This is a genomic window from Paenibacillus sp. GCM10028914 (assembly GCF_042666275.1).
Classification (GTDB): domain Bacteria; phylum Bacillota; class Bacilli; order Paenibacillales; family Paenibacillaceae; genus Paenibacillus_AQ.
The window spans coordinates 26628-52554 of record NZ_JBHTFO010000013.1 but is presented as its reverse complement, the minus strand read 5'-3'; the positions used below and the strand labels follow the sequence as shown (position 1 = coordinate 52554).

General features: G+C 42.7%; 24 protein-coding genes. 9 read left to right on the top strand and 15 right to left on the bottom strand.

Features of this window, described 5'->3' with window-relative positions:
* Positions 1-91: 91 nt before the first annotated feature.
* The 8 genes from ACFQV5_RS12235 to ACFQV5_RS12200 all read right to left on the bottom strand — a co-directional run bounded on the left by ACFQV5_RS12235 (position 92) and on the right by ACFQV5_RS12200 (position 6938).
* Positions 92-277 (bottom strand): hypothetical protein, encoded by a 186-nt coding sequence (locus ACFQV5_RS12235; RefSeq protein WP_379247112.1) that lies wholly within the window; start codon positions 275-277, stop codon positions 92-94.
* 207 nt (positions 278-484) lie between these two features.
* Entirely contained in the window at positions 485-1276 is a 792-nt protein-coding gene (locus ACFQV5_RS12230; protein ID WP_379247296.1) for a lipid II flippase Amj family protein, read from the bottom strand.
* A 73-nt stretch (positions 1277-1349) separates the two neighbouring features.
* A complete protein-coding gene (locus tag ACFQV5_RS12225; protein WP_379247110.1) occupies positions 1350-2132 on the bottom strand; it encodes a methyltransferase domain-containing protein in 783 nt (260 codons plus the stop codon).
* A gap of 70 nt (positions 2133-2202) precedes the next feature.
* A complete protein-coding gene (locus ACFQV5_RS12220; RefSeq protein ID WP_379247108.1) occupies positions 2203-3102 on the bottom strand; it encodes a sugar phosphate isomerase/epimerase in 900 nt (299 codons plus the stop codon).
* Positions 3103-3318: 216 nt separating this feature from the next.
* The gene (locus ACFQV5_RS12215; protein WP_379247106.1) at positions 3319-4551 is read right to left on the bottom strand and encodes an aminotransferase class I/II-fold pyridoxal phosphate-dependent enzyme; all 1233 of its coding nucleotides are present in this window, start codon (positions 4549-4551) and stop codon (positions 3319-3321) included.
* A 59-nt stretch (positions 4552-4610) separates the two neighbouring features.
* A complete protein-coding gene (locus ACFQV5_RS12210; protein ID WP_379247294.1) occupies positions 4611-5135 on the bottom strand; it encodes a DinB family protein in 525 nt (174 codons plus the stop codon).
* 122 nt (positions 5136-5257) lie between these two features.
* On the bottom strand, positions 5258-5626 hold the full coding sequence (locus ACFQV5_RS12205; RefSeq protein ID WP_379247104.1) for a sensory rhodopsin transducer: 369 nt from the start codon (positions 5624-5626) through the stop codon (positions 5258-5260).
* 19 nt (positions 5627-5645) lie between these two features.
* Positions 5646-6938 carry a Gfo/Idh/MocA family protein gene (locus tag ACFQV5_RS12200; protein ID WP_379247102.1) on the bottom strand — a complete coding sequence of 431 codons (1293 nt, stop codon included), beginning with the start codon at positions 6936-6938 and terminating at the stop codon, positions 5646-5648.
* A gap of 293 nt (positions 6939-7231) precedes the next feature.
* Here ACFQV5_RS12200 and ACFQV5_RS12195 point away from each other — a divergent pair, with 293 nt between their 5' ends.
* The 6 genes from ACFQV5_RS12195 (at position 7232) to ACFQV5_RS12170 (ending at position 14983) form a co-directional block, all read left to right on the top strand.
* The gene (locus ACFQV5_RS12195; protein ID WP_379247100.1) at positions 7232-8947 is read left to right on the top strand and encodes a cache domain-containing sensor histidine kinase; all 1716 of its coding nucleotides are present in this window, start codon (positions 7232-7234) and stop codon (positions 8945-8947) included.
* A gap of 3 nt (positions 8948-8950) precedes the next feature.
* Entirely contained in the window at positions 8951-10510 is a 1560-nt protein-coding gene (locus ACFQV5_RS12190; RefSeq protein ID WP_379247098.1) for a response regulator, read from the top strand.
* A gap of 105 nt (positions 10511-10615) precedes the next feature.
* Entirely contained in the window at positions 10616-11950 is a 1335-nt protein-coding gene (locus ACFQV5_RS12185) for an ABC transporter substrate-binding protein (RefSeq protein WP_379247096.1), read from the top strand.
* A gap of 197 nt (positions 11951-12147) precedes the next feature.
* Complete coding sequence (locus ACFQV5_RS12180; protein WP_379247094.1) at positions 12148-13047, top strand: carbohydrate ABC transporter permease; 900 nt, start codon at positions 12148-12150, stop codon at positions 13045-13047.
* A 10-nt stretch (positions 13048-13057) separates the two neighbouring features.
* Positions 13058-13891 (top strand): carbohydrate ABC transporter permease, encoded by an 834-nt coding sequence (locus ACFQV5_RS12175; protein ID WP_379247292.1) that lies wholly within the window; start codon positions 13058-13060, stop codon positions 13889-13891.
* Positions 13892-13951: 60 nt separating this feature from the next.
* The gene (locus tag ACFQV5_RS12170) at positions 13952-14983 is read left to right on the top strand and encodes a glycoside hydrolase family 88/105 protein (protein WP_379247092.1); all 1032 of its coding nucleotides are present in this window, start codon (positions 13952-13954) and stop codon (positions 14981-14983) included.
* Between the two features lie 133 nt (positions 14984-15116).
* On the opposite strand, the gene ACFQV5_RS12165 is transcribed toward ACFQV5_RS12170, so the two are convergent.
* The gene (locus ACFQV5_RS12165; RefSeq protein WP_379247090.1) at positions 15117-16301 is read right to left on the bottom strand and encodes an MFS transporter; all 1185 of its coding nucleotides are present in this window, start codon (positions 16299-16301) and stop codon (positions 15117-15119) included.
* 121 nt (positions 16302-16422) lie between these two features.
* Entirely contained in the window at positions 16423-17187 is a 765-nt protein-coding gene (locus tag ACFQV5_RS12160; protein ID WP_379247088.1) for an MBL fold metallo-hydrolase, read from the bottom strand.
* A gap of 268 nt (positions 17188-17455) precedes the next feature.
* Here ACFQV5_RS12160 and ACFQV5_RS12155 point away from each other — a divergent pair, with 268 nt between their 5' ends.
* Entirely contained in the window at positions 17456-17869 is a 414-nt protein-coding gene (locus tag ACFQV5_RS12155; RefSeq protein WP_379247086.1) for an Lrp/AsnC family transcriptional regulator, read from the top strand.
* Positions 17870-18019: 150 nt separating this feature from the next.
* Here ACFQV5_RS12155 and ACFQV5_RS12150 read toward each other — a convergent pair whose 3' ends face one another.
* Positions 18020-18916, bottom strand: coding sequence for an AraC family transcriptional regulator (locus ACFQV5_RS12150; protein WP_379247084.1), 897 nt, complete (start codon positions 18914-18916; stop codon positions 18020-18022).
* 171 nt (positions 18917-19087) lie between these two features.
* Positions 19088-19705 carry an NUDIX hydrolase gene (locus ACFQV5_RS12145; RefSeq protein WP_379247082.1) on the bottom strand — a complete coding sequence of 206 codons (618 nt, stop codon included), beginning with the start codon at positions 19703-19705 and terminating at the stop codon, positions 19088-19090.
* A gap of 150 nt (positions 19706-19855) precedes the next feature.
* Between ACFQV5_RS12145 and ACFQV5_RS12140 the strand changes: the two genes are divergently transcribed.
* Both ACFQV5_RS12140 and ACFQV5_RS12135 read left to right on the top strand, forming a co-directional pair.
* Complete coding sequence (locus tag ACFQV5_RS12140; RefSeq protein WP_379247080.1) at positions 19856-20917, top strand: Gfo/Idh/MocA family protein; 1062 nt, start codon at positions 19856-19858, stop codon at positions 20915-20917.
* 23 nt (positions 20918-20940) lie between these two features.
* Positions 20941-21780 carry a Gfo/Idh/MocA family oxidoreductase gene (locus ACFQV5_RS12135; protein ID WP_379247290.1) on the top strand — a complete coding sequence of 280 codons (840 nt, stop codon included), beginning with the start codon at positions 20941-20943 and terminating at the stop codon, positions 21778-21780.
* A 100-nt stretch (positions 21781-21880) separates the two neighbouring features.
* Here the strand turns inward: ACFQV5_RS12135 and ACFQV5_RS12130 are convergent, their stop codons facing one another.
* The 3 genes from ACFQV5_RS12130 to ACFQV5_RS12120 all read right to left on the bottom strand — a co-directional run bounded on the left by ACFQV5_RS12130 (position 21881) and on the right by ACFQV5_RS12120 (position 25765).
* Positions 21881-22021: a hypothetical protein gene (locus tag ACFQV5_RS12130; protein WP_379247078.1), complete on the bottom strand. Its 141-nt coding sequence runs from the start codon at positions 22019-22021 to the stop codon at positions 21881-21883.
* Positions 22022-22104: 83 nt separating this feature from the next.
* A complete protein-coding gene (locus ACFQV5_RS12125) occupies positions 22105-22467 on the bottom strand; it encodes a potassium channel family protein (RefSeq protein ID WP_379247076.1) in 363 nt (120 codons plus the stop codon).
* Between the two features lie 16 nt (positions 22468-22483).
* Positions 22484-25765 (bottom strand): DEAD/DEAH box helicase, encoded by a 3282-nt coding sequence (locus tag ACFQV5_RS12120; protein WP_379247074.1) that lies wholly within the window; start codon positions 25763-25765, stop codon positions 22484-22486.
* Positions 25766-25927 lie beyond the last annotated feature (162 nt).

Genomic DNA, 25927 nt, shown 5'->3' with positions numbered 1-25927 from the left:
TCAAAATGTTATATCATTAATATCAAAAAAACTGTCAGTGCATTCATTGAACGAATGCTGACAGTTTTAATGTGGTTACACAGCAATAAATTTAAATAGCCGCATCAATTCTCGATTGTGTTGCTTTGTCACAACGCTTGCACACCTTTAATGCTGTTCCATCCGATTTGGTACGTGGGTACAAAAGTTTAATACGTGTGCTTTGACATACTGGACAGGTTCCTCTACCGCGGGATGGAAGGTTCCAAAGGGAATGTCCTCTTTTTGATTTCGCCATTTCACAAAACCCCTTTTCATAAATTCATCAAGGGGGAACGCTGCTTTGAAGTCTCGTATACATATCAAGTCTATGATCTTCACTCAACTAAAAGTTGAACTCATGCAGAATTCCCTCATATGTTCATGTTTATGTTCACTTTTGTTGAATTATCCATATAGAAGAGAAATTCATAGATTAAAAGTATGTTCGAGAAGTTCAATCTGGCTATATCCAAGTTACGACGATGCTAATCACATAAGATGCAGGTACAATTACAACTTGAGCAAGTAACGTTCCGAAAAAACGTGACACCATGAGCAGTGTATATACCTTGCCAAGCTGATCTCTCATTGTCGGTTCATGCATTGCTTTATCCGTTATTAAGCCTAGTTGGGGATCAATAAAGATGGTTAATATAATCGTAGCCACACCATTAATAATCCCGGAGGACTGTGACGCCGTTGTACTTAGCGATGGAATCACATGGGCAGCATATAAAGATGACAACACTCCTACCGTATAAAAAGCAGTTACTAACACGTTGAGTAAAATAAATCGTTTCGGTACATCTAAATAACGGAATTGACTGATTCTAAATGTTGGTTTCCTAAAATAATGCTTCGTATTCTTGAGTTGCCCAATGGTGACACTTGAAATGAGTTTCGGAATTGAACCTGCTACTTCCAGCTTCGTAATTATTCTTCCAAACAAGTTCACAAATGTAGGGAACAATGCGATGGCAATCAGCGTACCTACAGACGACGCAAGTAGAATGAAGCGGAAATACTTCAATACATCAAAGGTAGGATCAATTTTTGCGTAATCCACAAATTTTGCTGTTAATGGTGCTTGAATCAGGTTAGACGTACGTGAAACAAGAACGATAATTCCTGTAAGGGATAGTGCAACTGCGATCTTGTTCATCTTCACACCCGCAAACCTAACGGAATATGAAAGAGTCTCTGCCGTATGAATGATCATCGTTAAGACGAACACGATAATCAGGCTATTCATCATAATCATCAGAGTGATTCCTTTCCATATAAAAGACTCACATTTAATATTCTACTCTCGTAAGATACGTATAACGCTATAGGCGTTTCGCTATCCAAAGGGTCCATCGATCTTGCTCTAGGATCTGTTTACCCTGCTTATCTTGAAATGTTCCAAGTATGTAGTCGACGAGAGCTCGAAGTTCATGTTCATCCAGATCATGAAGAATGGATCGCCCTGTCCGATTCAATAAATCCTGCTCCAGATCATGAATATCGTGATAAATTCTACGCGTTTCCCAAAAAGAAATTTCCTCAATGATCTCAAAGTTATGCTGTGCAAGGCTCCTTAATACCGCAGGGCTTGAATAACGTCGCTCTGTCTCCTTAAGAATCAATTTAGGATACTTCTCAAAAAAATACCCACGAATATGATTCTCACTTCCAGGAAGAAGACAGTCGATCTCAGTTCTATCCTGTACTATGAATAGTCCACCAGCTTTCAGTAGACGGGAAGCTTCTTTGAAACAAGCGTCTAAATCACGAATATGATGAATGAGAGCCCGTTCCAAAATAACATCCGCCTTCGCATCTGGTAAACCGGTATCCAGTGCGTTTCCTTGTACAAAAGATATGTTTTCGTAAGCCCTGCATTTATCTCTAGCTCCTTCCAAATTAGATTCGGAGAAATCCATACCCATGACAAGATTTGTCCCCAAGTCTAGTAATGCCTTGCTATATATCCCCCCACCACAGCCAATATCAAGCGCAATTTCTGGTTTATGTTCAAAATAGGGCCTTAAAAGTTCGATCCACCCTTGGTCGGCTGATCTAGCCGCATAAGTATACTTGTTCTGCTCATCGTGAAAATTAATGGTCATAACAGAAGCCTCCCTAATAATGGACTAGTAATAGATTAATATGAATAATCGTGCACACGCTCTTCCGTAATCAATCTTTACAGGATGCTGTCGTTAATCCAAGCAGACGAGCTACTCTGCTATATTCCTCAACCAACTGATCCTTAGGAATTAGTCTATGGTTATGCTCGAAAGTTACGTGAAACGTGTGATTTCTCTCAGATAGATATTTGAGGTAGGAATAGGAGTCCCCATAGTTCGTATCCTCATCATGTTCAGGCTGGACAGGCAGATGGTGCGTAAAAGCATTGCCTGTGTACAGTACATTGCTGTAGTGGACCAAATATACCTGTTGTGACAAAGCATCCAAAAAACGATATGGATCAAAGTTCGAAAAAGCCCGCTTGGTAATATCCAATCTTGCCGTATCGATGACAAGTTGGATGTCAGGATGCTGAAGAAATGCTTGAATAAACACATCTTCGTAATCCCCGAAAAAATCATGTTCCAGGACGATTCGCTGGCGGTATTTCTGCTGAATTTCTGATAAACTCTCAAACAAGCGCTCAGAAATGTCCTTAAATTCGGTTTTATTTAATTGATCAAATTCATACCGGCTTAGAGGGTCTGGAAGTCTTGGATACGGGGTGAACGGTTGCTGAAATGTCGGGAAAAATGGATAGTGGAATAAAATATAATCCGCCCCGAAGTCCGCTGCTAGTTTAACTTCTGTTGTAATTTGTTTTAACGCTTCTGCATATTCCAAAGGGTCCGGTGAATTTACTTTTGGCAGCTTATATCCATAGGTATTGAGAATTGGACCGTGCACACCAAATTTCATGTCTCGATCCTTACAGAACAAGCTCACCGCTTCAATAGCTTCTATACTCTGAAACTGTGAAATCTCCATTCCTCTAATTAGATCATTCGACTTATCATTCCATTGGTTTAATGTGAATTGTTCCCACATCCCTACCTGAAGACGTCTCATTTGCTATCCCATCCCCCAATATCATTATTCAGTTATAGTGCATCAATATATAAAGCTTCTCAGTTCGTTGATATCTGAATTATCAATAATTCCATCTGAATGATTCGGGAATTGATAGATTGAATCCTCTTAACAAGGATAACATATATACAAAAATCCCCTTCTATTAAGAAGGGAATCATTGCTTCAAGGATAGCTATCTTAAATCATATAGTATTACGGTTGCTCCGCGATAAATGTCCCAATCCGCTGAGCAGCCTCACGCAGTAACTCTTCTTCCTGAACAAGAGCAATCCGCACAAATCCTTCACCCTCAGAACCAAAAGCATCCCCAGGTATAACTGCAACACCTGTCTTATGCAGTAATTCCCGGGAGAATCGTCTTGAGCTCCATATGTCTGTCGTGTCCCGGAAACGTTCAGGCAATTTTGCCCAGAGGAACATCGTTGCATTCGGTTTGGGTACATCCCATCCAACTTCCGCTAACGATTCAACCAAGACGTTTCGTCTTTTCTCATACAATGAAGCTACCCCTTGGTCCTCATCAACAGATAGCATGGCCTGCTTCAACGCATAAATGGCCGCATTCTGAATCGGTTTGAATACGCCAAAATCAATATTGTTCTTCAATTCCTTTAGTGCGCCTACCGCTTCTTCGTTACCTACCAAAAAACCAATGCGGCAGCCTGCCATGTTGAAGCTCTTGGAGAAGGAATGGAATTCTACAGCAATGTCAATAGCTCCCGGAACTTGTAAAACGCTGATCGGACGATAGCCGTCAAAGCCCATTTCTGAATAAGCAAGATCATGGACAATAAGTACGTCCCATTTTTTAGCCAAACCAATCAATTTTTCAAAGAAAGGAAGATCTGCTTGAACCGCAATCGGATTTCCTGGGAAATTGAGTAAGATAAAAGTCGCCTTTTCCCAAACCTCTGCTGGAATGCTGTCAAGATTCGGCAGAAATCCATGTTCCTCCTTTAGGGGAAGATACCAGGGTGTTACCCCAGCAATAGCAAGTGAGCCTGCATAGATCGGATAACCCGGATTTGGTAAAATAGCCACGTCTCCAGGGTTACAGATCGCTTGAGCCAGATGTGCAAGACCGTCTTGAGATCCCATCAAAGACAGTATCTCAGTTTCAGCGTTCACGCGAACACCAAATCGATGCTCCATCCAAGCAGCTGATTGCTGGCGAAATCCCTGGCTTCCACTCGTTCCCGGATATGTATAGTTGTCTTCTTTAAGTGCTTCCGAGCTAAGTATTTCTCGAATACCCAGAGATGGCCCATGGTCTGGGCTGCCAATGCTCAAATCTATTATATGTCTACCTGCAAGAAGAGCTTCCTCTTTCCAACCTCCGACCTCTGCAAAGATGGATGAACCAAGACGTGAGAGTTTATCGGCACGCCATGATCGCTTTGATGTTTGATTTGACAAGGTCTTCACCCACTTTTTTTCCTTTCATTATAGCATGGTCATTTTTACATAGATTAAAAATCCTTCCTCTAAGACTCTATTCTCTTACGGATTATCCTGATCTGTCCCCGATGGTTTATCTCATCCTCAAACACATGAAACCACATGAAATAGTAGTTAGCCTGCTTGTTATACCAGAATTGCACCTCAGGAGTCAGCCAATCATCATCAACGGTTTGAAATAACTCATATGTTCTTGTTCTCACTTCATTCATGCGGGTTATGTAATAAGAAAGATCATGACCTTTAATATGCAGACGTCCCTGCTCCCCTAGATGAAGAGCCGGGCCCCATATGGATAACTCTTCTTCTGTCAGTTCTCTCTTCTCAAAAGTGCCCACCTGATACGCAAACTCTATGGCTGCAATATGAAGCAACAGTCCTCCTATAGAGTTGCTATTAGCATCCAGTAGATAGTCTAAATCGTTCATCGTCAAACCTTTAACTGCTTCCAGTGTTGTATGCCTTGCATAATTCATCATGGACAACAACCGGCCGATCTGAGGTGTATAGCCCGGCAGATCACTTACAAGGTAAATCTTTTCCATGTCCATCAACGCTCTCTCCCTCCTTAACTAGAAAAAAGACACCAAGCCTCATTAAGCATGGTGTCTAATATAAATACTGTTCTTCGTGTGTCATCTATTTCTATTCTACAACAAATGGTTCTCCGTTATTACCCCTTCACCGGAAATGCCATCACGCTCATGAGTGCATTTTCAGCTTGAGTGCTATCCAGACGGCTGTACTGCACGTAGATCGGAGCGCTTCCGATCACTTCCATAGCATAAGGAACATCTGCAGGAATGCTCTGTCCTCCAGTATTCAGAGAAGCGGTGCGGATATGCTTCGTACGCAGGGCTGGCACGATCGTTTCCATTCCAAGAAGCGGCTCCCTGTCTTCAAAATAAACATTCACCGTTACAGTCACTTGCTCCTGATTGAGATTCAGTACACAAATGGACTCATGACTTTTCAACTGGCCGCTGCTCGTCGGCGGAATGTAGCCATCGGGTATAATCCACTGACATTCACCTTTTGACACGTTCTCACACTCCCAAAGTTCAGTTATGGAACTTTATTAAATCATCTATACGAACGGGAAGCCCCGTACGAATCGAACGATTTGCAGCGATGCCAGTTAATATCGAACGGGCACCGTCCAAATGGTTAGCAGCACGTTTGAAACGATCCTCTTGTGGCACTCCGAATATATCATTTAGAAGTACTGGATCTCCGCCACCGTGGCCGCCGTGCATCTCCTGCACTTCAACCTCATATGGTGCCGCGAATGTTGGAAACACCTTTATGGTCTTTCCCTTTAATGCACCTTCATCGGACTTCTCGCCTCCGGAGTTCACATAGGAATTCTCGATGACTTCCACTTCAATACGTCCCTTAGTCCCATTAAAAGCAATACGATAGCCTTCCCAAGGCATGTAAGCATTAAGAGAATACGTAAGAACCGCTTTGTTGTTGTACTGGACGATGACCCCCATCGTATCTTCAATGCTAATACCGTCACTAAAAACACTTTGATCCCTTAAATAACCATCCTCATGCTCCGCATCGAGATACATGGATTTCAAATGTTCATTCTGGTCCAGATGGAGAGCAAACGGATCCTTTTCCGCATGAGGATTCCCCGTGGCACGATCATAGAAATGTGTTACTCCTCTCTGCTCAGCGTTTTCTTTTCCATAAAACAGCAGATCTCCATAGGCAAACACCGAAATCGGTTGTGAACCTATCCAGAAATTCACTAAATCGAAGTGATGGGTTGATTTATGCACAAGCAGACCGCCGCTGTTACGCTTATCTCGATGCCAGCGTCTGAAATAATCCGCACCATGCTGTGTATCCAGCAGCCATTCGAAATGAACCGAACATACCTGTCCGATAATGCCATCTTCAATCATTTCCCTTATCTTTGTATGATGAGGAGCATAGCGGTAATTGAAAGTCACCCGGACATTTCGGCCTGTACGTTCGGTCGCATCTAATATAGCCTGACATTTCTCTTCATCTATGGTCATCGGTTTTTCCGTTACGACATCACAACCAAGCTCCATTGCTCGAATAATATACAGATGATGCGTGCGATCCACACTTGTTACAATGACAGCATCAGGCCGATGTATTTCTATCATGCGGTCAAACTCAGTATTGTGGTATGTTTTTACAGCATTATAATTGTATTTTTCCTGAAGCAGTTTATTCGCATAGTCCATACGTGTCTGGTTTACATCACAGAAAGCAACCAGTTCAGATGTTTCGCTGAATCCGGAAGCGATTGCACCGTAGAAAAATTCTGCCCGTCCACCGGTTCCTACTAATACATACCTCTTCTTATTCATTTTCCCGCCCTCCCTTGTTTTGTGTACTATCTTAAATAGAGCGACAATCCTATCCGCAAGCATTCCTCTGACCCTATTATCGCTTTTTCGCCCCCAGCAGTTGAATGTAATATTCCGTTATCCTTGTTAAAAAAACAGACTCTGGACACCGGCCGCTTGTCTATGAAACGCAGAGATTCACATTCAATCCTTATATTGACAGCGTTTACATTGAAATGACATAATAATCACACAAATCCCCACACAGCAGGGAGAAGGTTGCTTTGTATAAATGGCTAGTTAACTTTAAACATATGAAAATCAAAAACAAACTGTCCCTCCTTATCGCTTTTATCGTGGCTATGACCTTTACGTTTGCATTGATCGTACAGCAGTATGCTTTTTCCGTCTATGATGAACAGCTGTACTTAAAATCTTCTCGAGTCCTGCACTTGTCCTCCTCAGCAATAGAGAAAGAACTGGAACGGATCGATCAATTATCCTTTAATATCATTACCGATACACAGATTCAACTCCTGCTTCATTCAATTTCCAAGAGCGATTCTGATTATGACCGGCTCATTCTACGCCAGCGTCTAGTTGACCGTCTACTAAACTATGTCGGCTCAGAGCCCTCTCTTTTCTCCATACATATCGTGGATTCTTTCGGTGCCCAGCAGGACGTTGGAAGTGTGATTCATATCAACACCGACAAAAGAAATGAGATACTTAAACTAGCTGGCGAAGGCAAGGGTGCAGAGCGTTGGACTTATCCAGACGCGTTCGATCCGGCCCTCATCTTGTCCCGTGAAATTCGTTCTTACTCCGGTACGCAGTTCGATTTGCAGCATATCGGTACTATCTTTATGCGGGTCGACATGGATCGCATTGCTAAGGAGTATGTTGCTGATGAGGGAGATCTGATTATCGCCTCCGGAGCAGATGTGATCTACCCTTCCGAACTTCATTTCGATCCTGCAGGAATTCGTAATTCCATCTCCTCTGAAAATGGCTACTTTACAAAAGAAATTGAAGGGAAAACATATTTCATAGCCTTCAACCGATCAGCTGATACAGGCTGGACATATTTAAACGTTACCCCCTTCAATCAAATCTTCAAACAGATCGTTTTTATTAAAGAGCTTGTCATCGTAGTCTTCATCATCATTTTTGCTGTAGCAATATTATGGGGCATCCGCTTCTCTCGTGGCCTCACACGTCCAATTGAAAACCTGATCGCCCGCATGAAGCTTGCTGAAAAAGGAAACTTCGTTGAGGCCAATGTGCTGGCCATAGGCGGAGAGCCGCCTGCGATGGATGAGCTCGGTCTGCTGCACCGAACCTTCCGGCTCATGATCGAAAGGATCAATGTACTGATTACTGAAAACTATTCCAGCCGGCTCCTTATAAAAGAAACCGAGTTTAAGGCGCTTCAGGCTCAAATCAATCCTCACTTCCTGTACAACACCCTGGAATCCATCAACTGGATTGCAAAAATCAACAAACAGACCCAAATCTCCCAGATGGTTCAGGCACTTGCCTTCCTGCTTCGTAATTCCGTCAGTTTAAAAGAACCCATCTTGACCCTTGAAGAAGAGCTCGAAATCGTTAAAAACTATGTCACTATTCAAAAATATCGTTTTGAAGACCGTCTAGCGTTCAACCTAGACATAAATAAAGAAGAGCTCACTCGAACAATTCCAAAGCTTACGCTGCAGCCACTGCTTGAGAACGCAGTCCATTATGCTTTAGAGCCCTCTGTTGGCACCTGCTCCATCTCCATATACGCACAGTACGAGGAAGATGCCTTTTGCCTGATCGTCGAGGATGATGGGCCGGGCATGTTGCCGAACACATTGGAGTTGCTGCGTAAAGAGGAGCTGCAAACCGCAGGTAACGGTATTGGTTTGTTAAACATAGACGAGCGTATAAAATTCGCCTTCGGCGAGCAATACGGCATTAAAATCGACAGCAGTTCGGGCGAAGGAACCCGAATCAAGATCATGTTACCTAGAGAAACGGAGGGTTAGTCTATGTACAAGGTGCTTCTAGTGGACGATGAGCGAATTATTTTAGATGGTATATCACAGATGGTCGATTGGCCTGCCGTTCAAACAGAACTGTACGGAACCGCACAAAACGGGCTTCAAGCCTATGAAAAAATCGTCGAAAACACACCAGACATCGTTGTCAGTGATATACGAATGCCTGGTCTGGATGGTCTGGAACTGGTAGCTAAAACCCATGCAAGCCACCCACACGTGAAATTCGTTCTTTTATCAGGTTTCGGAGAATTTGAATATGCGAACCGGGCTATGCAGTATGGCGTCAAGCATTACTTACTAAAGCCAACGGATGAATCCAAAATTACTGATGCACTTAAGGAATTAACCGAGGAGCTGGAACAGAAGCAACGGATAGACTCGTTCGTCCGTGATATGAAGCAACGTTTCGAGAGGGTGGTTCCACATGTTAAAGAACAAATACTTAAGGAATTTGTTACAAATAAAACGTATGGTCAGCGAGACCTTGAAGAGTATCGCACCTTGCTTCAATACGATCTTGACCAGCCGGTAAGGCTTCTGCTGTGTCATCTGGAGGGAAAGACGGATTATGAGCATCAATTCGCCGTTAAAAATATCGCAGAGGACCTGCTCCATACAACGCTGTTAAGCACAACAATCGGAGATCAGGTCCTTCTACTCATCTCCCATACGGAATTTCCTGATCTCGAACTGCTCCAAAGTCGAGTTCAAGAAATCAGACGAACCTTCAGTCTTTATTACAAAATGGACGTGACGATAGCAATCAGCGACCCTGAGCCCATCATTCGAGCCAGACAGCTGTATCGTGAAACGCTACAGTGTCTTAATTATCGCTTTTATCTAGATGAGAGTGGCATTATTACGCGAAAAGACACCTTTGTGCCCGAGGGGTCCTCGAATGAATTTACATTCGACGAAGAACGGCTTGCTATGCCGGTACGTTCAGGCCACCGTGAAGAGTCCAGACTAGCTTTAGCGGAATTTATTAACGGGTTAAAAAAAGCTCAGCTCAGCATAGACATGACAAAGTCTTACGCTATTCAGCAATATGCTGCTCTGATTCGAATAGCCGATCCAGATCGAATGAAAGATGCATATACCAAAATACCAGAAATAGCCGAGATGAACACATTGCAATCGATCCATACATTCCTTGAAGAAGCTGTGAAAGAAATAACCGAACGCAACTATGAAAGGAACTCCATTAAGTACAATGCCATCATCAGAAAAGTCATTGAAATCATCGATGAGCAGCTGGGAAATTCCGAGCTATCCCTTAACTTAGTGGCTCATGAGATGCTTTATATGAACGCGGATTATTTAGGAAAACTATTCAAAAAGGAAACCGGCGAGAAATTTTCCAACTATGTCATGCGGGTTCGCATTCAACGTGCCTCCAAGCTTATGGCAGCCGATCCCGATACCAAAATATTTGAGATGGCTGAAATGTTTGGCTTTGGAGATAACCCGCAGTATTTCAGTCAGGTATTTAAAAAACAAATGGGCTGCACGCCTTCCGAATATATACGAAAAACAACTGCTTTTTAAACAAACAGATCGGTTTTTTTCCTTACCCTTAAGATCGCAAAAATCGATAATTGGAAATGTAAGCAGTATCATTACGCAATTATTTATACAAGGGGAGGAAATGCAATGAAAAAAACGTTAACCGCAGTTCTGCTTTTTTCCTTGATTACGAGCCTAGTAGGCTGTTCAGGTGGTGGTACTGCAGAGAAACCGGCCGACACCAGTACGAAGACAACGACGGTCAGTACTAATGATAAGAAGGATCCAGTCAAGCTTCGAATCGCTTGGTGGGGCGGACAGTCAAGACATGACTACACACTGAAAGTCATTGAAATGTATACAGAGAAGAATCCTCACGTTACGATCGAACCGGAATACGCACCGTTTGACGACTATTGGAAGAAGCTAGCACCGCAAGCTGTAGCTGGAGGATTACCAGATATCATCCAGATGGATATATCCTATCTGAATCAATACGCCGGACGTAACCAGTTAGCGGACCTGAAGCCATTTACTGAGAATGGTGTGCTGAATGTAGGGGATGTTAGTGAAAATGCTCTAAGCGGCGGTGAAGTTGGTGGAAAGCTTGTAGCCATGAACCTCGGTGTTAACGCACTACAGACAACATTTGATGTAGAAACCATGAAAAAGAATGGTATCGATATTCCATCCAAAGAGTGGACATGGGATGACATGGATAAAATGGGTGCTCAAGCGAAAGAAAAGGGACTACAAATTGGCGGTTTCGCATACCGGCATGATGTCTTTTTCCCTTACTATCTCAGAACCATTGGCCAAAAAATGTACAGTGAAGACGGCAAAACAATCAGCTACTCCGATGACAAAGCGTTCATTGATTATTTCACCCGCTATCAGCAATGGTACGACAACGGCTATATCCTATCTTTAGATAAAGAGGCTCAGAAAAAGGGTGTTGCTGAAGAGGATGAGATTGTCCTTGGCAACTCCATCTCCGGCACAGGCTGGTCTAATCAATTCTTAGCTGTGGCAAATCTCGTAACAGACCGTGAACTTGAGCTGAATCCAATGCCAGGTCCCGGGACCAAAGAAGGGTTATTCCTGAAGCCTTCTATGTATTTTGCTGTGACCGAATCCTCCAAGCAAAAAGAAGAAGCAGCTAAATTTATTGACTTCTTTATCAACGATATTGAAGCCAACAAGTTGATTAAAGGGGAACGCGGAGTGCCTGTATCGTCCAAAGTAAAGGAAGCTCTTAAACCAACGCTCTCCACAAATGAAGCGAAAATTTTCGACTATGTCACATGGGCCGAGGCAAATAGCAGCATTGGCGATCCTCCGAATCCAATTGGAGCCGTAGAGATCGAGAAACTGCTACGTGATCTTAGCGAGCGAATTTTGTTCAAGAAAATCACCATTGAGCAAGCGGCGGTTGATTTCCGATCAGAGGCAAATGCTATTCTTGCTAGAAGCCAGAAATAAGAAATCAATATAACGATCAATGAGCCGGACCCGGTCGGGTTCCGGCTTTTATTTTTTGCAAAGGTTCAACTCTGGTTTTTGAACAAATTGGTCGGTTTTATTCATTACCTCCTCACCCTCCTATTTTTATAATGGGATTACATCCATGGACAATCGTTTGTGGGAACTGCAAATTTGGATTCTAGGGGTTGACGATCATGAAGAAGCTTCGCGAGAACGAGCATATTACCGGTTATGTATTCACCGCTCCTTTCGTAATAGGCTTTCTCATCTTTACGCTTTATCCGATTCTTTCTTCACTTTATTATTCCTTTACGGATTATAACTTGATGGAGGCGCCAAGATGGCTGGGCTTTGATAACTATGAAAGGATGTTTCTGGAGGATGAGAAAATAGCCAAGTCGTTTCAAGTTACATTCACTTATGTACTAGCCAGTGTACCGCTGAGGCTGATATTCGCTTTGTTCGTTGCAATGATACTCAATACAGCAACACGCGCCGTAGGCCTTTACCGTTCGGCCTTCTATCTTCCTTCCCTGATCGGAGGAAGCGTTGCGGTATCGATCATGTGGCAGCAGATATTCGGAGATAAGGGGCTGATCAATTCCTTTCTCTCACTTATCGGCATCCAGTCATCCACCTCATGGATCGGAAACCCAAGCACAGCGTTATGGACATTGATTGCTTTATCCATATGGCAGTTCGGCTCATCCATGATCATCTTCCTTGCCGGCCTGAAGAACATTCCGAGGGATTACTATGAGGCAGCCAGCGTAGACGGAGCCAATGCAGTACATCGGTTCTTCAAAATCACATTGCCTATGTTAAGCCCTATCATTCTGTTCAACCTAACACTACAGACGATTTCTGCATTCTTAACGTTCACACCAGCTTACATCATATCAAGGGGTGAAGGCGGTCCGCTTGACCAGACGCTGCTCTATTCCCTTTACCTTTATCGAAAAGCCTTCTCACATTTTGAGATGGGATACGCTTCGGCGCTTGCCTGGATTATGCTCATTATCGTCGGCGTATTAACATTACTCATCTTTAAATCATCTACCCGCTGGGTTCATTATGAGACGAAGGGAGATTAATGCCATGACCATGACTACCTCCAAACGGGTTATCTATCATATTCTGGTCAGCGCCTTCGCCCTTATGATGACATATCCCATTCTGTGGCTGATCGCAAGCTCATTAAAACCGAACAATGAAATTTTCTCTACTGCTTACAGCCTCATTCCAAGCCGTCTGGAATGGTCAAATTATGCTTCCGGATGGAGAGGATTTGCAGGTACAACCTTTTCAACCTTTTTCAAAAACTCATTTATCATCGTGATCGTCTCTACCATCGGGGCTGTCGTCTCATCCGCGCTGGTCGCCTTCGGACTCGCACGGACTAAGTTTTTCGGACAAAAGTTTTGGTTTGTCTGCATGATGGCCGTTATGATGCTGCCACATGATGTTGTCATCGTGCCGCAGTATGTTATGTTCGCCAAATTCGGATGGCTGTCATCTTTCAAACCGCTGATCATCCCGCATTTCTTCGGGACTCCCTTCTTTATCTTCCTGATCATGCAGTTTATCCGCACAATTCCGAAGGAACTGGACGAAGCCGCCAAGATAGACGGCTGCAGTAAGTACGGTATTTTCTATCGGGTTGTCGTACCATTAATTGGTCCAGCGCTCATCACCTGCTCGATCTTCTCCTTTTACTGGCGATGGGATGATTTCATTAATCCGCTGATCTATTTGAACAGTCCGGATAAGTATCCGGTTTCACTTGCCCTGAAGCTCTTTCTGGACGGCGAATCCCTCAATAACTGGGGCGGTATGTTCGCTATGGCTACTCTTTCGCTTATGCCGGTTGTCATCGTATTCTTTATTTTTCAAAAATATATCGTCGAGGGGATTAGCACCACGGGGTTAAAAGGTTAGCTTCGTTTCCGCCCCTCCCTCTAACCAATGTGAATGGACTTATGAAAGGAGTTATTCAATATGCCAGTACTCATTGTTGATGAACAACATATTCAAGCGTTAATTAAGCGTGTGGTCGATCGGACATTCCAGATGGATTTCAGCTGGGATTGGCCGGGTGGAGTTGCCTTTTACGGGGTGTGTGAAGCATATCGAGCAACGGGAAACATCGAATATCTCGAACCCTTGAAAGCCTGGGTGGATGAAAATATGGAGGATGGTCTTCCCAAGCTGTCCGTCAACGGTGTATCCATCGGTCATTCCCTGCTCACACTGTATGAGGTTTACAAAGAGGAACAATACATCAATACCGCACAGGAAATGGCTGAGTTTCTGACACATGAGGCAGTACGCTTTGGAGATGGCGTTTTTCAGCATACTGTAAATTCTGAAACATATAATTTTCCGGAGCAAGCATGGGTGGATACAATGTTTATGGCGGGTTACTTCCTTCTTCGGATCGGCGTACTATTGAATCGCGAGGATTATTTCGAAGATGGTCTCAGACAATATCATGGACATGAGAATTGTTTGCAGGATCCTGTTACGAATCTGTACTATCACGGCTGGGATAACATTTCTGGAAATCATATGTCCGGTGTCTTCTGGGCAAGAGGAAACGCTTGGGCTGCCCTGACTATGGCCCGTGCACTCGAACTCATCCCCGTAACCCATCCATCATTTATGATTATTGAGGGCTCCTTGCGCGATCAACTAAGCAGCTTAGTCCGTCTTCAGGATGAATCCGGGCTTTGGCATACCATTACTACGGATCCGGAATCACCGCTTGAAACATCTGGTTCAGCTGGAATTGCCGCCGCTCTGCTGACGAAAGGACGTATTTATAACAAATATACGCAGAAAGCTATACATGGGATTATTTCAAAGATCACAGACGAGGGAACGGTTACTGGTGTTTCAGCCGGAACAGCCGTCATGAAGGACTCAGCCGGATACAAAGCTGTACCCGATAAACGGATCCAGGGTTGGGGACAGGGACTGACGTTAACATTCCTGTCCGCAGTACTGAATGTTAAACAAAATCCGTATTAAGCTTGAGTGTCTGAGTAGACATAGAGCCACCCCACAAGATCTAAGATCATGCGGGATGGCTCTTTTTTCTATAGTTAGACGCTGGGTACAAATCATTTCTCTCATCGCTCTTGCTCTAATTTTCTGAAGAAGTTTAGTTAATCATTTGTTTTTTATTATTACGCTCATTCTTTCCATACAACTGGTGATACAAAAATACTGATGCTAGAATAATGAATCCTAATATTACATATAGACCTTTATAGCCTGTAACTGGAATCAATAACCCGATAATAGATGGTCCAAAACCGTTCCCAAGATCATAAAATATAAAAAAAGTCGCTGTTGCTAAGCCAACTCTGTGAGGCTCAGCTAAACTGATGGCTATAGATTGAGATATCGATGAAATATTTCCAAATCCCAAAGCAACTAATGCACCAGCTATTAACAGTGAAACACCGGTAGTAACTGAGCTTAAGAGAAACATTCCTGCTCCGAATATTAGTAGGGCTGGATATATGATAATGTTTGCACCTTTCTTGTCCATGATTCGACCTGTAAAAGGTCTTGATATCAATACAAACACTGTATAGACCATAAAGAAGAAACTTGCTGTGTCTATTAATCCGATTTCTGAAGCATAAACATTCAAATATGAAACGATACCAGAGAAACAAAAAGCCATAATAAACATTATGATTGCTATCGGGATCACTTTAGGCTCAATAAAGCCAGAGACTTTCAATCTCTTTTCTATTTTTATCTCCGTTATATTAGTAGCAGGAAACTTTATTAATAATGCAATAATTAAATTCATAATCCCCAGCAAAACAGAGAAAATAAAAATCATATCAAAATTACCGTTTTGACTCATTTTCATACCGATAAATGGGCCAATACCCGTAGCAAGAGCCGTACTAATTGCAAAATAACTGATCCCTTCACCTTTACGTGAAGCAGGAAGGCTAAGCACTACACTTGTACTTACAACAGTAGTCACTACTCCCACCGTGATCCCGTTCAAAAACCGACTTAATATGAGAAAGCTAACATTAAAATGAGTGAAATATAGTAACGTTGTGATAATAAAGAATAGCAACCAGGTCATCAAAACCTTTTTTGTGTGTATACTCCGTCCTATAAACAAACGCCCCAATAATGAACCGATAATAAAGATACCTGCAATGATACCAGCTTGGCTGGTAGACGCATGATATTCATTGATTGCATATAGGGTGATTGTTGCATTTAATAAAAAGAAAATTAATGTCATCGTAAAATTCACTGACGAAAGAACAATAAAATTTTTCGTCCATAATTTAGAGTTCGTATGGTTCATAGTTGTTCACCTTGTCTCCGTAATATTTATAACTTCATCGCATTTCAATCAAAAATGAGACCCTTAAGGGTCTCATTATTTGTTTAAAGTCTTGATAGTGTCTTATACGTCACATTCATTATTAAAAAGTGTACGATTCACCATCTTCAGGAATTAATAGACTAGAGGAAAAGCCTTTTTCATCTGCATAGCGTTTTAGTTCTTCACGAGATAAAGTCCAGTGGTTAACAGCTTCCATGTGGACAGCTATAATTTTCGCCTTTGGAGCAGCCTTAAAGACCTCATAAACATCTTCTTTTCCCATGATAAGCGAGCCCAGACTTTGCCAAACATTGTTCCCTGCATTTACAACAATAATATCAGGCGTGTGGGCATCAATTTCATTTTGGATACCTTCATACCAAACGGTGTCTCCAGCTACATATAATGTCTTTTCATGAGGATGGTTGAAGACAATACCACAAACCTCCCCAATCATATTTAGTAACTCTTCTCCTCTCCCATGTTCACCTTGTGTTTTAATTAACTGAATACCTTCAAAAAGTGTATTTTCAGTGAGTACTTCCACTTGCTGAAAACCATCATTGATAACTTGTTCAGCATCTTTTTCATCTTGAACGAAAACTTTAATACTCTTGGGAAGTACTTTTTTTGCTACATCATCATAATGATCTTGATGCAAATGAGTTAAAATAACGGCATCAACATCCTTGATAATATCGTCAACCGACATTGGCAAATCATTGATAGGATTTCTTACATCTTCTCTGATCCCTGCAAGGAATGGAGCATACGTACCCTTGTCCGCGAGCATTGGATCAACTAGAAATTTTTTCCCTGCATATTGTACAATGATTGTCGCATTTCGGATTTGTTGAATATTCATTTTATATAAATTCTCCTTTGATTGTTTTTACAAGATTGATTGTATATCAAGCACAATGTGCATATACACGGAATAAATAAAGCGTTTTGACCGTTTTATTTTATTTATTAAAGAATATCCGTTTAAAGATATGATTTCGTTGTTATTGAACTAATTTCTAACTCCTTTTCTTTAATTTAAAGTTAGTTTATATTATGAATAATCATTAAAAGCAGAGACAATTAAGTCTTCCAACCAATGAACTTAATTTTTGAAAGGATACAGATCAATGTTAGATTCCACGGATAAACTTATCATAGATGAACTTTTAATAAACAGCCGAATTACGATGAAGGAATTAGGTGAAAAGGTTCACTTGACTGGTCCAGCAGCAGCAGCTAGAGTCGCAAAACTAGAAGATAGAGGAATTATTGAAAGGTATACAATCCAACTGAATCAGAAGGAACTCGGCTGTTGGGTACATGCCTGGATTACAATTTATACAAAAAGCACATCCCATCAGCCTTATCTTTCGTTTATAAAAGAACAAAAAAAATTTGTGTTGAACAACTACAGAATTAGTGGTGATGGTTGTTACCTTTTGGAATGTAGATTCCCATCTAATGAGGATTTAGACCAGTTTTTAACATATTTAAACAAACATGTTAATTATAAAGTGTCGATTGTAATTAATAAGCATTAAAAAGAAACTCCGAAAACCCTTGAAAATAGCGGGTTTTCGGAGTTTCTTTTTCATAATCCCATTCGATCGTCGTCGATGACGGCTTGCTCGGTTAAATTTATATAATCACTACTTCGGGTGATAAACTCGCAATTTCCTCCAATACACCAATTACAATTTACGAATTGCGAACCAGAGTTCAATATAGTTGAGGCCATCTTGAGCACCGTACATTTCGAACTCTACCCCGTCCACTTGTTCATAACCTGCAGTCGGGAGCCACTCGGTGTAAAAACGTTTGTAAAGCGTTTCGATCGTCTCGTCAAACTGATCCCATGGATGCGGCTCCGAGGGAAAGATCACCCAAGTATGAGCTGGAATAGTCACCGAGGTGTACCCTTCGATGTTACTAGCTTCGTCTTTGAAGACGCATAGCATGTAAGGAAACGTATCCTTTCCAGTCTTCCGGTAGCTGCATACCGCATGCACGGGATGCAGATTCTGACTGACGAACGATGGCAATTTGCTCGCACGTGCTTCAAGCCGTTTCACATCACCGTTCGCATGACTCTGCTCCCAAAGCTTTGCCGGCGTCAGCGCCGACTCCCCACCTCCGTTTGTAGGGAATACTTCTTCAATGCCGAACACTTCAAAGCTTTCCTTCGTTTCGATCCGATAATTCATAGCCTCTGCCCCTTTAATTGTGATCAGGAAGGATAAACGAGGGTAGGCTTTGAGCGCGATCCCCTCCTGACGGGCCATAGCCGGCGTGATCCCATGCAGCGAATTGAACGCCCGCGCGAAAGAAACAGGGGATTCGTAGCCGTACTTTAATGCGATATCGATCACCTTCGCAGCTCCGCCATGCTGTAACTCTAACGCGGCAAGCGTCAGCCGTCTTCTCCGAATATACTCTGACAACGTCACGTCCGTAATAAACGAGAACATCCTTTGGAACTGATACGACGAACAGCAGGCTAAGCGGGCCGCCTCGCTCAGTTCAACATTCTCGGTAAGGTTCGTTTCAATATAATCTATTGCACGGTTCATCCGCTCGAGCCATTCCATCTAAGTCCCTCCTTTCGTATTTAAGTATAGGTGGGGCATAAAATAGCTTCGCAACAATGTGTGCCAAAAAAAGTTGCTTCATAATTTGTCTCATAGTATCCTGCCCGTTATCGAACCGCTATGGATACATGTTCTTGTCCACAATAAAGCCGCCATTTGGTAGCATAGCCACTAATCGTACCAGACGTCTTCTCCGGGATTCCGAAGGAATTCAAACATCCGCTGAACCTGCTCCTTCGTATTTCGTTCAAGTGATAATGGAGGCAAGTTATCCTCTGTAAAAAAATTAACCTCAGTGGTCTCCGTCCCCCCCGCTGCTTCTCCGCCGATCAGCTCACACTGGATGAACATTTTATACACATGCTGGGAAGCAGGTGGATGATTATGAAATTTCTTATCCAATACTGCCAGTAATCTCACTGGCTGAACATCATATCCGGACTCTTCTTTGATCTCCTTGACAGCGACTTCTTTCGCTGATAACCCAACGTCTGCCCATCCACCAGGAATTGCCCATGCTCCATCGAGTCGCTCCCTAACCAAGAGGATTTTATCATCCTGAAAAACAACCCCGCGAATATCCACTTTTGGTGTTGGATAACCGGTGTCGCTAGCAAATAAGGAACGGATCTTTGTGTGTTCGATATCAGTATATTCATGTAATATTGAAACACTTAGTTCGCGTAATTGTTCAAATCTTTCAATATCATAAATATCTTTCGAATAGGCAAGACCTGCCTGACTGATCGCTTGAATCTCCTTCGCCCACTCCAGCCATCTCTGTGTCATTGTCGCCCTCCAATTTCCATAAATTTCAACTTTACTATATCATATGAGTTAGATTGATTGGACTATCAAAATAAATATATAGATTTAGGTATGATTCTTCCTGCGTAATAATATAAAGAAGGGACTGATTACCTTACAGGGGGGTTCTCCATGAACAAAATTAAAGTAGCTATCATCGGCTGTGGGATGATAGCAAAAACAGCTCATATTCCAGCTTATCTGAAGCATCCAAACGTCGAAATAAAATATTTTTGTGATTTTTACAAGGAAAATGCCGAACGCTTCGTGAAAGAGTATAAGTGTGGTGTAGCTGTGCAAGATTATCATGACATATTGAGTGATCCGGAAATCGAGGCTGTCTCTGTTTGTACGTCAAATGATGCTCATGCGATAGTTTCTATCGATTTTTTACGTGCAGGTAAAAATGTACTCTGTGAAAAACCAGCCGCCAGAACCTATGTTGAAGCACTGGAAATGCAAAAGGCTCAAAACGAAACGGGCAAGGTGCTTAATATTGGTTTAGTCAACCGCTTTAACAAAGCCGTCAACATGATTAAAGACCTGATCGAGAATGGCGAGCTTGGTGAACTGTACCACGTGTATGCCAGCTTTCGAGCCCATCGCTCTATCCCCGGTCTTGGACGCGCTTTCACTACGAAAGCCATTTCTGGAGGCGGGGTGATGATTGATTGGGGTGTTCACTTTCTCGATGTCGTCATGTACTGCTCAGGAGATCCCAAACCGACAACTGTGTCCGCTCAGACCTACTCGAAACTTGGACGGAACATGAAAGATTATACCTATTTGAACATGTGGGCAGGACCTCCAAATGATGAAGGCATTTATGATGTAGAAGATTTCGTTACCGCAATGATTCGTACAGAAGGACCAAGCATAACAATGAACGGAGCATGGGCCCAAAATATTGGCGAAGAAGAAATGTATATTGATTTTTTAGGGGATAAAGCCGGAATCCGACTGCAATATGGCGGGGATTTTAAAGTGTATAGCGCAAAAGATGGCGCCTTGCTGGAAGTCAGTCCTAAATTTAACACTGGCGATCATTTTCATAATGAAATTAACGCTTTTGTGGATTGTATCCGCACCGGTAAAAAGCTACCATCACACATTGATACCGTTATTGTTACCGCGAAAATAATCCAGGCCATCTATGATTCATCTGAACAGCGGCGGGAGATTATTTTTGACTAGCGAATGAGGAGCGTAAAGGTATGTTGAGAAAAATCGGCTTCATTGACTATTATCTCGATGAATGGCACGCAGAAAAATACCCTGAATGGATTGATACTGCATCAGGCGGCAACATGAAAGTGACAAGCGCTTACGGAATGATCGACTCACCCAATGGACGCAATAATGCGCAGTGGTGCAAGGATAAGGGGATAGAGCTTCGCTCTACCATCGAGGAAGTTATCCAAGAAAGCGATTATTTAATCGTTCTGTCTCCTGATAACCCTGAATTTCATAAAGAACTTTCCCAGCTTCCGCTCCGCTCCGGTAAACCTACTTATATCGATAAAACATTTGCCCCGGACAGAGAGACTGCGACTCAGTTGTTCGAGTTAGCACGCGAATACGGTACTCCTCTCTACTCCAGCTCGGCACTCAGGTTTGCATCGGAATATATAGAAATAGAACGCAGTGGTATCGAAACCATTTGCAGTGTAGGTTCTGGATCGTTTAACAATTACTCCATTCATCAGATAGAGCCTATTGTTTCCCTGATGGGTACCGAAGCCACACGGGTCATGTATATCGGAACTAAGCTTTCACCAGCTCTTCTAATTGAGTTCTCTAATGGACGTCAAGCGACAATCAACCATTTTGGACCCGAGTGTCCTTTTACGTTAACCTTGAACTATGAATCCGGTCAGGCTAAAATCGTCAAACCAGAATCTAATTTTTTTGGTTCATTCATTGATCGAATGATTCAGTTTTTCGAAAGTGGCGAACCCGTAGTAGATCCCGCCGAGACGATTGCTATTATTACGATCATTGAGTACGGTCTGAAAGCAGCACAAACTCCTCATCAATGGATTGAGCTGCCTTCCTAATATCTTTCTCAAAAGTGCTTAGCTCTTGCGATATGCCCTTTATGCTGTTCGAAGACGCTCCGTGTACGAATCGTTCCCTCCGCTACTCTGTGCAGATGCTCTACTTTTTAGACGCAAACCATGCTAGAAGCGGAGAAGCAGGAAGCGCATGAACGGGCTCGCCCACAATTTGCTCAAGAAGGCTGATATAGTTCAAATACACAAAATGACGGCGCCGGAATAACATCCGAAGCGCCGTCATTTTTCAAGTAAACACTTTTTCCATATTGGACTGTTGTCAATAGCAGTTGAACCTTACTTTTGGGACAGCCCCTTCATTGTTCATTACCGATTAAACCGGTTTCTCCGCTCCTGATTGTCCTCTCTAAGGTTGCTCTTAATAATGGCATATGCAATATACCCAGCCATCCCTAGGAACAATCCACTTCCTACCACAATATAAATCATCGTGAATATTTTACCCAGATCGGTCTGGGGTACAAAATCAGGGTGTCCTACCGTACTAAGTGTAGCAATGCAAAAATACAATGCATCAATGACGGAAAGCCCCTCTTCTTTTGTATAAAACAACGTTCCTGACAATAGCAATAACAGAATTAATACAAATAACACCTGAAAGTTCTTTAGCTTGAATGCTCCCCATAATCCGCTCAAGAGACGTTTCAGTGTCAGTAAGAATGATATCATGTTCTTAACGCCTCCTTTAAATCATCAATATCTCACGGATCTCTTGTTCCGTAAGTGCTGAAAGAACTTCTTCACCAGGCTGGATGATTTCTTCGATCAAATCTTTTTTCTTCTGCTGCAGCTCGTACATTTTCTCTTCTACAGTGTCTTGCGTAACAAGTCGAATAACCTGAACAACCTTCTTCTGACCAATTCGGTGAGCACGATCTGCCGCCTGCTGCTCAACAGCAGGATTCCACCACAAATCGTATAATATCACCGTATCTGCTCCCGTTAAATTCAGACCGGTACCACCAGCTTTCAGAGAGATGAGAAATAATTCTCGTTCCCCTTCATTAAATCTATTGCTAAGCGTTACCCGTTCTGAGGCCGGTGTCTTACCATCCAAATAGAAATAAGACACACCCTGATCACCAAGGGCACGGCCGATGAGTCCAAGCATCTCCGTGAACTGCGAGAAGATTAGCATCCGTCTCCCTGCATTTCGGCACTCTTCAACTATTTCCATCAACTGCTCGAACTTGGCAGAACTACCTTCATAGCCCTCCACGAACAGGGCAGGATGGCAGCATAGCTGTCTAAGCCTCGTTAATCCAGCGAGGATTTTGATGCGATTTTTCTGGAATCCCTTCTCGTTCAAATGCTTCAAAGTTTCATGCTGCAACTTAGCTAGATATGCAGCATATAGCTTCTTCTGTTCGGGAAACAGATTTGAGGCTTGAATCGTCTCAATCTTGTCAGGTAACTCTTTCAGCACATCACTCTTGAGCCGGCGAAGGAGAAATGGCCGAATACGTTTTGCCACCATGTCCCTAGATAACTCTTTAAAGGCTGTCCGTCCTGAGAATAATTCCGGAAATACAACATCAAAGATCGTCCATATCTCTTCCAGTTTGTTCTCGACTGGCGTCCCCGTCAAAGCAAATCGATAACTTGATTCAATTGCCTTTACGGCTTTAGCCGTCTGAGTCGTATGATTCTTAAAGGTCTGGGCTTCGTCCAAAATGAGTGTATGAAAGGATTTACGAGCATAATCCTGAACATCTCTGCGAAGCAACGGATACGAGGTAATGACTACATCTATTTGTTCTGTATTACGCAGTGTAGGTGTCCGATCTACCTTTGAACCATCATTGATTACAACCCGGACCTCGGGAGCAAACTTGTGAAACTCATTCAACCAATTATACATAAGTGATGCTGGAGCAACAACAAGTGCAGGACGTTTAAGTTTTCGGATTTCAGGCAGAACAGAAACGATAAACGCAATGGCCTGTACGGTTTTGCCCAGGCCCATATCATCTGCTAGAATACCGCCAAATCGATATGAAGCGAGCGTCTTCATCCACTGGTATCCATAATGTTGATAGTCTCTAAGTATCCCTACCATACTTTCCGGTACAGGTGAGTCAAGGTGATCCGGGTTACGAACATGCTCCAATAGTTGTCTCAGTGACTTTTCCAGCTTAATTGTATTCCCTAATCTATCAGAGTCTAAGAAATACAATCCACGGACAGCGGGTAAATGAACTTCACTACCGTTTACATCTATTTGATGGATTCCAATTCCGTTCATTAAAGAAATGATCTCCTGGAATTCAGAACTTTCCAGCGGCATGAGAGATCCATTCGGCAGCCTGTAATACTTCCGTTTCTCCTCCAGTGATTTCAAAATATTACGTATTTCTGTTTCCGGTATGCCATCCATATCAAATTTAAACTTCAGCCATTCTGTCCGTTCATCCATACTAACGGTAACTTTAGGAGGTATGTTCCCTTTATACAGCCGTACCTTGACTGCTGATGTAGCATATACCTTTAGGAGTTGCTCCAATTGAGGTAGAACATGGTACAGAAAATCAAACTCATCATCCTCACCATCCAGAAAGTAACCACCTTCTGTCCGAGTAAATCGACTTTGATCCATAAGCTCCAGAATGCGATTTTCCTGATCGCCGTTACGTATTAGAATCCGTCCTTCTCCCCGAGCTGCGTTCGTCTCCTGTAGTGGATTGATAATCATATCGCCGTATTGGAACTCAAGACCTGCAACCAATCTGTCTCTCACCCGATCCAGATACAGTCGTGCTGCCAATGGTGTATGTATAATCTTATTAGAGACAACCTGGGAGACACCGACACTTCCAAGCCTTCTTAACCCGGGGATAACCTTTTGCATAAAAGGCTCCATCTGTTCCGGACGGATTCCGATTGTGTTCCTGCCCGAGTTCTCAAGCATATGCTTCATTTCACCGAGTCTTGCGCACTGATCAGATGGAAGCCTCCACAGCCTTCCTTCCGCGATGACCAACTCATAAGCATCCATGACAACGATCTGCTCTAATCCTTGAATGCGAAGTTGATAACTTTCGCTACCTTCATCGGTCTGGTCAAATTCAAAGTGAAGCGGAATACCCTCATCAGACATAACTAAACCGTCATATACCACCCCATCCTGCTTCAGCTTAATGGATGGTGCGTTAACTAGAAGTGAATACATTTCGCTCCACATATAGGGAGGGATGAGAAGCATCCGTTCGCCGCTAAGCTTGCCAGGACCCATACTTGAGAGCGGGCCAGAAGCCTCTTGTACCAATTGTTCACTACTATATATCTCAATAAGCTTTCGGATTATATCGTCATGTTCTTTTTGAAAACTATGAAGTTCAGGATCGTAAGTAAAATGTTTAGTAAAGGCATAACTTTCATTACGCTGTATGCGGTCTAAAAATTTTCGAATGTTCTGAACGATATAAGTGCGTTTAGGACCGACCTTCATCTCCATTGCAAACCGATACTTTCGGAATCCATAAGAAATCACCCGACAGACAAATTCCACTTCAAGCAACTGTCTCGTATCAAAATAAGACTGTGCTCGGCTCGGTCGCTCATATTTATGTTCAAATAGTTCTAACATCGTGTTCGCTAGCTGATTGTCTACATCAATCTCACTGTTTTCCTCTCCAAAGGAATCAGGGCTGACAACTGGCATAGAAATCGAGGGTAAATCCCTCTGATTATGCAATATATATAATAGAGCAGCAGCTGTATGTTTACAGTGTTTATCAAATGAAAAAAACGAAGAACAGGAGCATTCGGCCATGATATCTCCCTTATCATCAATGTGCACATGCACATCAAACATCTGCTCTGTTTCAACCTGCGCCTGAAAAGTGAATTCACTCGGGTTATAACTTGTTATCGTTACTTTGCCAGATCGTACGTAGGATGCTCCTTTATTAAAAGAAGTTCGACCACATAACGACTGGATCATATGCTCATTTATAGGAAAAATCATACCGCTACCCTTTCTTGTTACAACTTGATCCACCCTTACAAACGGGTTCAGATTGCCACGTCTAATATAACAGAACAAGCCTAGAAAGAACCACTTTTACTGTGGTCAACTTTCTAGGCTTAATATGCTCACCAGCTCATTTCTTTCTTCGCATGTTCCATT